This window comes from Mesorhizobium sp. WSM4976, from assembly GCF_029625685.1.
Taxonomy (GTDB): Bacteria; Pseudomonadota; Alphaproteobacteria; order Rhizobiales; family Rhizobiaceae; genus Mesorhizobium.
The window spans coordinates 121,087-133,933 of the sequence record NZ_JARTVT010000007.1 but is presented as its reverse complement, the minus strand read 5'-3'; the positions used below and the strand labels follow the sequence as shown (position 1 = coordinate 133,933).

13 protein-coding genes are annotated in these 12,847 nt (G+C 64.1%); 8 read left to right on the top strand and 5 right to left on the bottom strand.

The features are described from left to right. The first annotated feature begins 133 nt into the window (after positions 1-133). From P9272_RS10800 to P9272_RS10790, 3 genes are all read left to right on the top strand, one after another. A complete protein-coding gene (locus P9272_RS10800) occupies positions 134-562 on the top strand; it encodes a CreA family protein (RefSeq protein WP_278160609.1) in 429 nt (142 codons plus the stop codon). 71 nt (positions 563-633) lie between these two features. After that, positions 634-1,275, top strand: a complete 642-nt coding sequence (locus P9272_RS10795; protein ID WP_128258253.1) for a DapH/DapD/GlmU-related protein — start codon at positions 634-636, stop codon at positions 1,273-1,275. Between the two features lie 329 nt (positions 1,276-1,604). After that, entirely contained in the window at positions 1,605-2,099 is a 495-nt protein-coding gene (locus P9272_RS10790) for a low affinity iron permease family protein (RefSeq protein ID WP_278160530.1), read from the top strand. Between the two features lie 7 nt (positions 2,100-2,106). Here P9272_RS10790 and P9272_RS10785 read toward each other — a convergent pair whose 3' ends face one another. Further along, positions 2,107-2,973 carry an SDR family NAD(P)-dependent oxidoreductase gene (locus P9272_RS10785; RefSeq protein WP_278160529.1) on the bottom strand — a complete coding sequence of 289 codons (867 nt, stop codon included), beginning with the start codon at positions 2,971-2,973 and terminating at the stop codon, positions 2,107-2,109. A 171-nt stretch (positions 2,974-3,144) separates the two neighbouring features. Between P9272_RS10785 and P9272_RS10780 the strand changes: the two genes are divergently transcribed. After that, positions 3,145-3,426 (top strand): hypothetical protein, encoded by a 282-nt coding sequence (locus P9272_RS10780; RefSeq protein ID WP_128258271.1) that lies wholly within the window; start codon positions 3,145-3,147, stop codon positions 3,424-3,426. A 3-nt stretch (positions 3,427-3,429) separates the two neighbouring features. On the opposite strand, the gene P9272_RS10775 is transcribed toward P9272_RS10780, so the two are convergent. Then, complete coding sequence (locus P9272_RS10775; RefSeq protein ID WP_128258251.1) at positions 3,430-4,005, bottom strand: TMEM175 family protein; 576 nt, start codon at positions 4,003-4,005, stop codon at positions 3,430-3,432. 138 nt (positions 4,006-4,143) lie between these two features. On the opposite strand from P9272_RS10775, the gene P9272_RS10770 reads away from it, so the two are divergent. Continuing rightward, on the top strand, positions 4,144-5,352 hold the full coding sequence (locus P9272_RS10770) for an MFS transporter (RefSeq protein ID WP_278160528.1): 1,209 nt from the start codon (positions 4,144-4,146) through the stop codon (positions 5,350-5,352). Between the two features lie 6 nt (positions 5,353-5,358). On the opposite strand, the gene P9272_RS10765 is transcribed toward P9272_RS10770, so the two are convergent. The 3 genes from P9272_RS10765 to P9272_RS10755 form a co-directional block, all read right to left on the bottom strand. Next, positions 5,359-6,831 carry an MATE family efflux transporter gene (locus tag P9272_RS10765; protein WP_278160527.1) on the bottom strand — a complete coding sequence of 491 codons (1,473 nt, stop codon included), beginning with the start codon at positions 6,829-6,831 and terminating at the stop codon, positions 5,359-5,361. Between the two features lie 107 nt (positions 6,832-6,938). Further along, complete coding sequence (locus tag P9272_RS10760) at positions 6,939-8,363, bottom strand: esterase-like activity of phytase family protein (protein ID WP_278160608.1); 1,425 nt, start codon at positions 8,361-8,363, stop codon at positions 6,939-6,941. A 222-nt stretch (positions 8,364-8,585) separates the two neighbouring features. Beyond that, positions 8,586-9,611 (bottom strand): LacI family DNA-binding transcriptional regulator, encoded by a 1,026-nt coding sequence (locus P9272_RS10755; RefSeq protein ID WP_278160526.1) that lies wholly within the window; start codon positions 9,609-9,611, stop codon positions 8,586-8,588. A 197-nt stretch (positions 9,612-9,808) separates the two neighbouring features. On the opposite strand from P9272_RS10755, the gene P9272_RS10750 reads away from it, so the two are divergent. The 3 genes from P9272_RS10750 (at position 9,809) to P9272_RS10740 (ending at position 12,845) form a co-directional block, all read left to right on the top strand. Next, entirely contained in the window at positions 9,809-10,840 is a 1,032-nt protein-coding gene (locus P9272_RS10750) for a Gfo/Idh/MocA family oxidoreductase (RefSeq protein ID WP_278160525.1), read from the top strand. 2 nt (positions 10,841-10,842) lie between these two features. Continuing rightward, positions 10,843-11,748, top strand: a complete 906-nt coding sequence (locus P9272_RS10745; protein ID WP_278160524.1) for a sugar phosphate isomerase/epimerase — start codon at positions 10,843-10,845, stop codon at positions 11,746-11,748. Positions 11,749-11,831: 83 nt separating this feature from the next. Then, on the top strand, positions 11,832-12,845 hold the full coding sequence (locus P9272_RS10740) for a substrate-binding domain-containing protein (RefSeq protein WP_128258244.1): 1,014 nt from the start codon (positions 11,832-11,834) through the stop codon (positions 12,843-12,845). The last annotated feature ends 2 nt before the right edge of the window (positions 12,846-12,847 follow it).

The window sequence follows — 12,847 nt, the reverse complement described above, 5'->3', positions numbered from 1 at the left end:
CCCGCACCGGGCGGCTTGCAAACGCCACGATCCTGTCCCACCTGACATCGGCAAACGCCAACCCAGGAGGCAACCTTTGCGAAAACTGATCGGCGTGTTCGCCGCATGTCTTGCTCTTAGCGCCGGCGCGGCCATGGCCGACGAGGTGGGCAAAGTGGGTGTCGACTGGGTCGGCAACGACATCATGATCGACGCCATCAAGGATCCGAAAGTCGATGGCGTCACCTGCCATGTCGCCTATTTCGATCGCAGCATCATCGACCGGCTGCATAAGGGCAACTGGTTCGAGGATCCGTCCGATTCCTCGATCTCCTGCCGCCAGACCGGACCGATCACCATCGGCGACATCGACATGAGCGAGGGCGGCGAGGAGGTGTTCAAGCAGGGCCTCAGCCTGATCTGGAAAAAGCAGGTGGTAAACCGCATCTACGACAAGAAGAACGAGACGCTGATCTATCTTTCGCATTCGCGCCAGGTGCAGAACGGCTCGGCGAAGATGTCGGTCACGACCGTGCCGCTTTACGGCCAGAATGTGGTGTGGACCAAGGGCAAGCCGCAATAGCCTCTCGAGACAGGCTCGGCCGGGGACAGGTCGCGCTTGCGGGGCCGTCCCCGCCGGCGTAAAGCCGCTTCATGGACCGTCCTGAAAATCTCGTCCTCAAGGACTCCGAGCCGCGCATCCATCCGACCGCGGAGCTGAAGGCGTGCAAGCTCGGCCGCTATGCCTCGATCGGCGAGCGGGTGATCCTGCGCGAGGTGAGCGTCGGCGACTTCTCCTATTTCGAACGTCATTGCGAGGCGATCTACACGACGATCGGCAAGTTCTGCTCGATCGCCGCAAACAGCCGCATCAACGCGCTCGAACACCCGATCGAGCGGCTGACGCAGCACAAGGTCAGCTACAGGCCGAACGAGTATTTCCGCTGGCTGGGCGTCGACGCTGAATTTCGCGCGCGCCGGCAAGCCAAATCGGTCAGTGTCGGCCACGATGTCTGGATTGGCCATGGCGCCGTCGTCATGCCGGGCGTTGCGATCGGCAACGGCGCGGTTATCGGCGCCAATGCCGTGGTGACGCGTGACGTCGCGCCCTACGCGATCGTCGCCGGCGTTCCGGCGAATCCCTTGCGCGAACGCTTCTCAGCGGCAGTCGCGGCGCGTGTTGAGGCCCTGGCCTGGTGGGACTGGGCGCCGGAGAGACTGGCGAGTGCAATCCCCGACATGCAGGCCTTGCCGATCGAGGCCTTCCTCGATCGCTGGGAAGGCAATACTGACTGATACACAAAGAACGCCGTCAGCAGGCATGACGGCGCTGTCTGGATGTTACGCTTCTGTCGGGGGTGGGTGCCCCTTCCGCCATGCGGGGTGGCGCGGCGGAAAGGGGCTGGAGGCAAACCGCCGTGGGGCGGAAGGAACAGGCTCTCTTGCCTGCACCGGCACTATCGCAAGCAAAAACCGATAAGGCGTTTCTTCACGCGCCTGCGCTTCTGGCGTGTGTCTGATTGCGGCCGCGTGTAGGCACCAAAATTCACACCCTTGGAACCTGAGGCGGCGGCAGCTTGTTTCTCCGCAGATGCTCTTGAATCTACTGTTTTCGAAGGACTTGCATGATCGAGAGAACTTTTAGCAAGGTAGCCAATTGGGTTGCGCATCTGGCCGGCCTGCCGTGGACTTTCGTCATCTGTGTGCTGATCGTGGTCGTATGGGCGGCAAGCGGCCCGATCTTTGGGTTCTCGGACACCTGGCAGCTGGTCATCAACACCGGCACCACCATCGTCACCTTCCTGATGGTGTTCCTGATCCAAAACACGCAGAACCGCGACGGCGCGGCGATACAGGCCAAGTTGGACGAGCTGATCAGGGTCAGCCGCGCCCAAAATCAATTCATCGGCATCGAGCACCTCACGGAATCCGAGGTCGAGGAGATCCGCTCCAAATGCGAGGCGGCTGCAGAACGCCATGACCGCAAGATCGCCGAAACGGCCGCCAACAAGGCCGTGGCCAGAAAGAACGGGGGCAGACAAGCGCCCAAGACCACGCACGCGGCCGCAAAGAAGCCTGCGGCCGGGAAGAACGCCTCCAGGAAGAAGGCGGCGGCTTAAGAGGTCGTCAGCGGTCCATGAAGGCCGCGAAGGCGTCCTTGTGATCGGGATGCCAGCGAGACAGGGCAGGGCGGTTCTCGATGATGTCGCCGATCGCCCAGGCCATGCGCTTTTCATCCGTCGCCCGCGCCACCTCATTGTCGGGGCACAGGATGTAGAAATCGTCCTCGATCAGCGATGCCAGCATGAAATCGATCACCTGCTCGCCGGTCCAGGCGCCGGCAGGCTTTTCCGTCGCGCCCTCGGTCAGCCCCGTATAGGTGAAGCCGGGGATCAGCAGATGCGCCGACACCTTCGGGGCAGGCTCGTTGCGGAGCGCGTGCGCCAGCCCTTCGGTAAACGTCTTCACGCCGGCCTTGGAGACGTTGTAGGCGAGATTGCCTGGCGGCGTGGTGATGCCCTGCTTGGAGCCGGTGTTGATGATGAGACCCGGCTTTCCAGCTGCGAGCATGCGCGGCGCAAAGGCTTCGACGCCATGCACCACGCCCCAGAAATTGATGTCGAGCAACCGCTTCCAGGCGTCGCGGTTCTCCCATGGCTTACCTGGATTATTGCCGACGCCGGCATTGTTCATCAGCACCGACACCGCACCGAAGGCGCCGTAAGCGAGCTCCGCCAGTCGGTCGACCTCTTCAGCCTTGGAGACGTCGGTTGGGACTGGAAGCACGGCATCTTCGCCAGCGATCGCGGCGACCGCCTCGCTTGCCTGGTCGAGGCGCACGCCGCCTATGTCGGCCAGCACCACCTTCATGCCCATCGCCGCGAACCTTTTCGCGGCGGCAAGGCCGATGCCGCTGGCGCCGCCGGTGATGACGGCAACGTTGCCAGGAGCGAAAGCGGGCAGGGCGGTCTGGACTTGGGCGTCGCTGGTCATGATTTCCATCCTTGTTCTGGTCGGGCGGAACTTAACGCCGGGCGGCGCCGAGGCAAGGCCGGTCGTGCCGAGACGGGCGGGAACGTCGTCAGCGGGTTGACGGCGATAGCCGCAACGGGTTGACCGGTGCCAGGGTCGACGCGCATGTTGCGCCGTAAAAGGAGTTCAGCATTGACCGATTGGATCGGAATTCTCAAGGAGCAGACCGTCAACGGCGATCAGATGGGCCGCGAAGTGCCAAAGATGCTCGCCAGTCCCGACATCAGTGAGGAGCAGGTGAAAACGCTGTTCGCGGCCCTCGAGCAACAAGCGGATTTCGCCGAGAAGTTGCGGCTTGCGCTGGAAAAGTTCGGCCATGACTTCCCGGTCATCAAAGCGGCCGAGCGACTGGAGGAGCGCTATGCCGACCTTGCCGCTTCTGCTGCCGAGAAGCTGAAGGCGATTCGGAAGTAGGTTCTACTTTTCGATCAGTCTCTCGAAGCGCTTGTCGGGCGCAAACCAGATCGCCGCCACAAGCACATAGATCGCCACGCTGATCCATTGGTTGAAAAAGCTGAGCAGGACGGCGGCGATGTAGAGCGCCAGCGAAATCTTGCCTTTCTCGTCGTGGCCGACGGCCTTGGCGAAGGTCGTGTCGGCGCCGTGCAGGTGGCGAAGCTTGATGACCAGAATGGTATAGGCGACGGCGCAAAGCACGAGGTCGATGCCATAGACGGCGACCGGAACCGGGGCGAAGTGGTTCTCTCCCATGAAGGCTGTGGTCACCGGCATCAGCGATAGCCAGAACAACAAGTTCAAATTGGCCCACAGCACGCGCCCGTCGACGCGCTGCACGGTGTGGAACATGTTGTGCAGGTTGTTCCAGTAGATGCCGACATTGATGAAGGAGAGCACATAGCAGAAGAAGACCGGCCACAGCGGGAAAAGGGCGGAAAAATCCTCGCCATGCGGCACCTTCAGCTCCAGCACCATGATGGTGATGATGATGGCGACGACGCCGTCGGTGAATGCCTCGACCCGTCCCTTGCCCATGATTCCTCCCTCGCTCTGAGTAGACGTTACGAGAGGATGCCGCGTCTGACCATCCTGCCACAACTGTCAGGAGGACATCCCGAAGGTTGGAACGACGCCATTAAATGGGCGTTGGGCCTGCAACCCTCGGAGGTCGCCATGACCAGCTACGCTCAAACCATGACGCGTGACCATGAGCTTGGCGGGAGGGCCGCGAAGGCCGCCGTCTCCGCCATGATCGCCGCGCTTTTTGCCGGCAGCACCGCGCTGACCCCGCTCTACGTGATCTACAAGCAGGCCTTCGGCTTCTCGCAGGTCACGCTGACGCTGGTTTATGCCGTCTACGTCGTCGGCAACCTAGCGGCGCTGTTGTTTTTCGGGCGGGTGTCGGATGTGATCGGCCGCCGTCCCGTCGCGCTCGCGGCGATGGGGATTGCCGTGGTCAGCGCGTTGTGTTTCCTCTTCGCCGAAAACCTCGCCTGGCTCGACATCGCCCGCACTCTGAGCGGACTCGGCATCGGCGTCGGCGCGGGGGCGGGCACCGCCTGGCTTGCTGAGCTGATCGAAGGCAAGGACAAGTCGCGCGCCGCTATCATCACCACCAGCACCAATTTCATCGGTCTTGGGGTCGGCGCGCTTATGTCGGGGCTGCTCGCCCAATATGCGCCTTGGCCGCTTAGGCTGACATTTGCCGTCTATCTCGTCCTGCTAGCGCTGGTGACCGTGCTGATCTGGCGCACGCAGGAAACGGTCTTCAGTCCGGGGCGGCTCTCCGACGTCTCGCTGCGACCACGACTTTCGGTGCCCGACAATATCCGCGCGCAATTCGTGGCGCCTGCGGTGACCGGTTTCGGCGCCATGGCCCTGGTCGGCTTCTATGCCGCGCTGGCGCCGAGCATTTTGGCGCAGCACCTGCACGTGACCAATCATGCCGAAGCCGGCGGGCTTTTTTTCGAATTGTCGATTGTGGCAGCCATCACCATCGTGGCCACTGCCTGGCTTGCTAGCCGCTCCACCATGCTCGCGGCGCTCGTCCTGATGATCCCGGCCGTGGCGCTCGTGGTGGCGGCGCAAATCTACGCCTCTATGGCGCTCATGATCGCGGCGACCGCGGTCTGCGGCGGGGCGACGGCGCTCGGCTATCGCGGCGGCCTGCAGGTGGTGAATCAGATCGCGCCGGCCGACCGTCGCGCGGAGGTGGTCTCAGTCTTCTTCATCTGCTGTTTCTGCGGCAACGCGCTGCCGGTGATCGGCATTGGCGTCCTGTCGAGCCTGGCCAACGCCAACGTGGCAAGCCTGGCCTTTGCCGGCATGATCATCGTCTTCTCGCTGGTGGCGCTTGGCTTCGGCGCCAAATACGCGCGGTAGTAGATCTCAACTGGCCGGTGTCTCAGGTGCAAGATTGGCACGCTGGCGCGGCACGCCTAGGCCCGTATCGGGCGGCTCGCCGGCGGCAGGCCGGCCCTCGATCATATGCGTGGTCCGCCAATGGCCGAAACGATAATAGGCGGCGGCTAGCAAAAGCGAGGCGATCGAGCCGGCCGGAAAGCTCCACCACAGCGCCTCCTGGCCGATGACGCTGCGCATGAAATAGGCAAAGCCGGTGCGGATGATCAACACCGAGATGATCAGGATGATGAGCGGCGGCATGACGGCGCCGGTGGCTCGCACCGTGGCAAACAAGACGATCGTGATGCCGAACAGGATGAACGACCAGGACGCCACCCTGTTGATATGGGCGGCAATGTCGATCGCGGTGCTGTCATTGCTGAGGAAGAGGCTGAGCACGGGGCGATCGAAGACGAAAAGCAGCGCCACCAGCGCGCCGGTCAGCACCAAATTGAAACCGATGCCCGAGGCCGCGACTTTGCCGATGCGGTCCCAGCGGCCGGCGCCGACATTCTGCGCCGCCATTGAGGAGACCGCCGCCCCGATCGCCAGCGCCGGCATCTGGATATAGGTCCAGAGTTGCGCGGCGATACCGTAAGCGGCGGCGACCTGCGACCCGTAGGAGTTGACGATGCCCATCACCGTCAATGCAGCGGCCGAGATGACGATCATCTGCAACCCCATCGGGATGCCCTTGAAGACGACGATGCGCAGCAGGGCCGGATCAGGCCGAAGCAGCGCGAGATCGACGCCTGCCAGCCGCAGCGGATGCTTTCGCGCATAGAGCACGATGAGAATGGCGATGACGCTGACCGTCTGACCTATGAGCGTCGATGTCGCCGAGCCGGCGATGCCGAGCTCTGGAAAGGGGCCGATGCCGCGGATCAGCAGCGGATTGAGCACGACGTCAAGCACGACCGCCAGCGCCATGAAGACGAACGGGGTTCGCGAGTCACCGGCGCCGCGCAGCACGGTCATGACGAAGGACAAGAGGTTCATCATAGGCACAGCCACGAAGATGATGCGCAGATAACTGCGCGCCAGCGGCAGGGCGTCCGCCGGCGTGCCGAGCCCGGTGAGGATGGCGTCGACCCAGATCCAGCCGCAGACGGCGAAGACGACCGAGACCAGGAAGAAGAAAGTGGCGCTGGTGCCGACGACGCGCTTCGCCTCGGGCAGGTCGCGGGCGCCGACCGACTGCGCGACCAGGATCGTCGCCGCCATGCCTATGCCGAACACGGTGCCGAGGATGAGGAACAGCACCAGATTGGCGTTGGAGGTGGCGGTCAGCGCCGCCTCGCCGAGGAAGCGGCCGACCCAGACTGCATTGATCGAGCCGTTGAGCGACTGCAGCACGTTGGAGCCCAGCACCGGCAGCGCGAACAGAAGCAGCGTACGCGGGATCGGCCCGCTGGTCAGGTCGTGGGTCCGCCTTCGAGCCGGCTTGTCGTCATCCATGGCAGCACCGAAAATGAATCAGGCCCGCGATGCTATCGCAGGCCTGATGCTCATGCATCCCTTCCGCGCTCAGCCGTATGCGCGCTCAGCATACGGCTGAAGCAGAACTAGTTCGCGGCGAGGCTGTTTCCAGACAGTCCAGGCAGGGTGACCTGATAGACCAGGAAAGTGGTGTCGACGTCGGCGCCGTCCTCGGCCTTGTAGGGCGCACCGACCTGGAAGCCGTCCTGGGTGAGGAAGTCGTTGTCATTGGCAACGAACAGGAAATAGTCGTCGGGAAGCTTCGGGTCGAGCACGGAGACCAGCGACATCGCCTCCCACTTCTCGGACAGGTTGTTCCTGTCGTTCGGCGCGCCATTGTGCAGGCCGAAGCGGCCGAGCTCGCGCTTGTCGTTGATGTCGATGAACGGCGTCAGCCTGGCCGGCGTCACCGATGGCTCGAGCACGCCTTTCGGCGCCACCGGCTGGTCGGCGGCGTCGAACGGACCGTTGGCGATGTCGGTGGCTGCGGAGAGGTCGACGATCTCGATCTTGCGGTAGAGCGACTCGTCGCCCTTGAGACCCTGGCCGTTGCCCGAGTCGCGTGCCAGCATCAGGAAGCTGGTGTCGGAGAGCGCGACGATCTCGCTTTGCGCAGCGACCTTGGTCTTGCCCTTGGCGTCCTTGAAGACCGGCAGCGGCACGACGTATTCATGCGCCAGCTTGAGATGAGCGAGCTCGGAAGCGTCATAGACCAGCGCGCGGGTGTTCTGGCGCGTCGAGCCGGAATCGCCGCCGTCCTGGCGGGTCGCCGACTGTAGCACGGCGATCAGGAACTTGCCGTCGGGCGTCATCGACATGCCTTCGAGGCCCTGGTTATTCTGGCGGCCGGTCTCGGGATCCTTCGGATCTGGCTCGGCCGCGCCCGGGCCTGGATTGTCGGAAGCGAAGTTCGGCTTGCCGTGGCGCATCGGCACCAGCGCCGCGGGCGGCTGCGTCGCCGACATCAGCCGCCCTTCGGCCGAGAACCGATAGATGTTGGGGCCGTATTCGTCGGAGATGAACATGGTGCCGTCGGGCAGGCGCACGATCGCTTCGTCGTCCAGCGAAAGCTTGCCGTTGTCCGCCTGCGGCAAGATCGGCAAATCGCCCGCGGCCGGACGCACTCCGTTCAACGGATCGAGGCCGGTCGCGTCGGCGCCCTTGTCGTCGGTCAAGAGCATCGTATCGGCGAGCGTCGCCTTAACGCCGGTCTGTTCCTTCCCGACGACTGGGGCCACGCCAGGAGCCGTCGGGGTCAGCTCGATTGCTATGGTGTTGAGCCGCGGGCGATAATCGGTGGTGCCGACGACATTGTAGCCGCGGTCGGGCAGCAGCCAGAGCGAGCCCTTGTAGCCCGCGCCGTCGCGCGCCCAGGACTTGGTGTCGATCGCCATGCCGGAACCCGAACCGAAGGTCTCGCCGAACTTATCCTTCTGGATGGCCGGAATGCGGCCGACGCCTACGAGCCCCTTGTTGAGATAAACGACGCCGTCGGCGAGCGCCGGCGTCATGGCAGTGAACAGGGCGAGCAGCGCGCCGAGCGCGGCGGTTCGGTTGAGATGTTTCATCGATATCCCCTTCTTGAAGAGCAGAGCGGCCACTGGCTCAAAAGGGCACGGCATCGACGATGCGGGCAGCCCTTGCCGTCGAGCGGTCTAGGGCGTGAACGTGATGGTTGCGTGACAGGTTGGGTGCGCTTTTCCTTCTCCCACGAGAGGAGAAGGAAAAGGCGCTCAATCGCTTTCTCTGGCGACCAGTTCCAGCGGCCAGATCTCTCGGATGATACGTGTGCCTTCGGGGCCAGCGAAAGCCGGAAGCGAGGCCAGCAGCATTTCGGCCAGCCGGCGGCCCATCGGCTCCAGCGATGGACGGAAGGCGGTCAGCGCCGGCGAGAAGTAGCGGCAAAGCGGCGTGTCGACGATGACGATCACCGCGATGTCGTGGCCGGGCCGGATGCCCATTTCGGCCAGCGCCTTGCAGCCGCCGAGGGCCATGGCGTCATTGTTGAAGATGATGGCTGTCGGCCGGTCCTTGGAGAGCATGACGCGCGGCGTCACCTGATAGCCGCCGGTCTCGTTGATGAAGCCGTCGGCGATCAGGCCGGGATCGATTTCGATGCCGTGCCGCTTCAGCGCCTTGCGGTAGCCGTCGAGGAACAGGTAGCCGAAGTTGAGATCGAGCGAAGGGCGGATGGCGGCGATGCGGCGGTGGCCGCGCGCGACCAGCCGGTCGACTGCTTCCTCACCCGCCCTCTCGAAATCGATATCGAGCGAAGGATAGGTGTCGCCGCCGGATTGACTTCGCCCAAGCGTGGCGAAGGGAAAACCGGCCTTGCTGAGATAGTCTATCCGGTCGTCTTCCCGCCTTGTATTGGCCAACACGACAGCGTCGGCCCGGCGCGTCTCAACCACGCGGCGCAGCCTCTCCGGCTGATATTGGCCGGGCTCACCCATGACCACCATCAGATCGAGGTCGCTCTCGGCGAGCCGCGCCTGCAGACCGGTCAGGAACGGGATGAAGAACGGCTCGCCATATTGCTGGTCGCCGGGATGCGGTTGCAGCATGAAGGCGATCGAATGAGTGGCGCCTTTCCTCAGGCTGCGGCCGGACTGGTTGGGCGAATAGTTCAGCTTCCTGGCCGCCTCGAGCACGCGTTGGCGCGTCTCCGCATTGACATCGGCGCGGCCGTTCAGCGCCCGGGACACCGTGCCGATCGAAATGTTCAGGTGACGCGCGAGATCGTGGATGCTGGACGCCAATGCCGGTTCTCCCCCTGTCTTCGCTAGCACCGGCCGCCCTTCAGGCCAAGCAGTGGATGTCGATTTTCGCGAGCGGGTGATTGACATTCTACGCCATCGGGTGTGTTCTCGTAAACGTTTACGGAAAAACGTTTACGGTGATGCCGGAAATGCCGTGACACTCGGACTGGAGGGGCCGGGCGGAGGAGGAGCGCTGGATGATGAAGGTCGTCCTGGTCGGGTGCGGAGCCATGAGCAAGCAGTGGCTCGATGCCGCAAGGCAGATCGACGGGCTCGCGATTGCCGGCCTTGTCGACCTCGACGCCGAGCGGGCGCAAACGAGGGCGCGCGAATACGATCTTACCAAAGCCGTCATCGGCACCAGCCTCGACGCCGTTCTCGAGGAGACGAAACCCGACGCCGTGTTCGATGTCGTGGTCCCGGCGGCACGCCGCGCCGTCGCGCTTTCGGCTTTTGCCCATCATTGCCATCTGCTCACCGAAAAGCCGCTGGCCGACAGCCCAGAGAATGCGCGGGCCATTATCGATGCGGCGCGTCGCGCCGACCGCGTCCATGCGGTCGTGCAGAACCGGCGCTATGTCGCCAATGTCAGGCGGATCCGGCGCTTCCTGGATTCCGGCGCCATCGGCAAGCCGACCAGTATCCATGCCGACTTCTTCATCGCGCCGCATTTTGGCGGCTTTCGCGAGGAGATGGACCACGTGCTGCTGCTGGACATGGCGATCCACACCTTTGACGCCGCGCGCTACATGGTCGCCGGCGAGCCGGCCAGCGTTTATTGCCAGGAATGGGAGCCGGCCAGTTCCTGGTACCGGCAGGGCTCGTCGGCCAGCGCCGTCTTCGACCTCGGCGACGGCAAGGTCTTCACCTATGCCGGCTCCTGGTGCGCCGACGGTTTCCGCACGAGCTGGGAGGGCAGCTGGCGCATCGTCGCGGAGCGCGGCAGCCTGCTGTGGGATGGCCATGACGGGCTGAAGGCGGAAGTGGTTGCGTCCGGCCGCGACGGCATCATCGACAAGACGCAAGCCATCGAGGTGCCGGCGCTCGACCCGGCCGATCGGGTGGGCGGACATCTCGGCATCATCCAGGATTTCATGCGCGCGATCGAAACCGGCACCGAGCCGGAGACCCGCGGCGCCGACAACATCAAAAGCCTCGCCATGGTCTTCGGCGCGATCGAAAGCGCGGAGGCCGGACGGCGCGTGGCGATCGAGGCCCAGGAAGGATGACGATGCCAAACCCGCTTCTCGATATCAGGATCGGCACCATGGTGCGGGCCAATCTCGACGATCCGGCCGCCTACGTGAAACAGATCCTGCCGCTGGGGTTCGAGAGCATCCAGCCCTTTTTCTGGCAGACGCTGGGCGGCAAGGACCTGCCTCGGCTGGCCGGCGAGATCCGCGACGCGATCGGCGATGCGGACGTCACCGTGTCGTCGCTCGGTGTGTTCGGCAATCCGCTGGAGAGCGGCGAGGTCGATCGCGGCGTGCTCGCGGCTTGGGAGACGGTGATCGACAACGCGCATCTGTTCGGCGCTTCGATGGTCTGCGGCTTCACCGGCCGCCTGCGCGGCAAGAAGCTGACCGACAGCCTGCCGCGCTTCCGCGAGGTGTGGGGACCGCTCGCCAGGCGCGCCGCCGACAAGGGCGTGCGCATCGCCTTTGAGAACTGCGCCATGGACGGCAACTGGGCGAGCGGCGACTGGAACATCGCCCACAACCCAGACGCCTGGGAGCTTATGTTCAACGAATTGCCCAACGATAATCTCGGGCTGGAATGGGAGCCCTGCCACCAACTCGTCTACCTGATCGATCCGATGCCGCAGATCCGCAAATGGGCGCCGCGCATCTTCCATGTCCATGGCAAGGACGCGACGGTGCGCTGGGACGTGATCCGCGAGCATGGCGTGTTCGGCCGCCTGCCTTTCGTGCAAATGCGCACGCCGGGCTTCGGCGATAGCGACTGGACGCGGGTGATCAGCGAATTGCGGCTGGCCGGCTACAAGGGCGCCATCGACATCGAGGGCTGGCACGACCCGGTCTATCGCGGCGACCTCGAGATCACCGGCCAGGCGCGCGCTCTCGATTATCTGAAGCAATGCCGGGGAGGGAGCAGCTACCTGCCCAATCCGATGTGAGTGCCGGCCGGCGGGAGGAGCCGGCCGATTCGAGCAACCGTTGAAAACCCTTGATCGCGAGGGACCAAAAGGGAGGAACGTGCATGAGCATCACGACCAGAAGAACTGTTCTGCGCTCGACCGTCGTGGCGGCCGCCACGGCGCTCTGCGCCTCGATTTCCACCTTGCCGGCGAAGGCGCTTGACGCCCAATGGTGCAAGGACGTCCACATCCGCTTCTTCGTCGGCGGCGCCGAGGGCGACGCCTTCGGAACCATCGTCTATAATGGCGCCAAGCAGGCAGCGGCCGATCTCGGGCCAAAGGTCGACTACATCTTCTCGCAGTGGGACGTCGAGAAGATGGTGCAGCAATTGCGCGAGGCGGTTGCGGTCAAGCCCCAGGGCATCGCCATGATGGGCCATCCCGGTGACGCCGCGATCATGCCCTTGGCCGAGCAGGCGCATAAGGACGGCATCAAGATGATGTACCAGAACGTGCCGGTGCCGAAGGTGGTGGCAGCGTTCGGCGGCGGCTATGTCGGCGCGCAGCAGGAGCAGCAGGGCCGCGCGCTCGGCGCCGAGGCGTTCAAGCTCGGCAAGCTGAAGGCCGGCGACAAGGCGATTATGATCGGTCCGTTCGAGAACGAGAACCGCGGCGCGCGCGAGCGCGGTACGGTGGCTGCCTTGAAGGAGGCGGGCGTCGAGGTGATCCAGCTGTCCTCGCCGCCGAGCGGCGAATGGGCATCCGATCCGAACCTCGCCATTCCGGTGATCACGGCGGCGCTGCTTAACCACCCCGACGTCAAGGCGGTCGGCTATCCCGGCGGCCAGATGCTCGGCAATGTCGCGACCTATATGCAAGCGGCGGGCAGGAAGCCGGGCGACATCTTCAACTTCGGCTTCGACACCAGCCCGCAGATCGTCGAGGGCTTCAAGGGCGGCTGGGTGCAACTGACGGCCGACCAGCAGCCGTTCCTGCAGGGCTATCTGCCGATCCTCAGCCTCTGCCAGCAGGTGGTGCTCGGACTGGCGCCCATGAACGTCGACACTGGCGCCGGTTTCGTCACTCCTGAAAATTACCAGGTCGTCTCAGAGCTCGCCAAGCAGGCGCTGCGCTGACC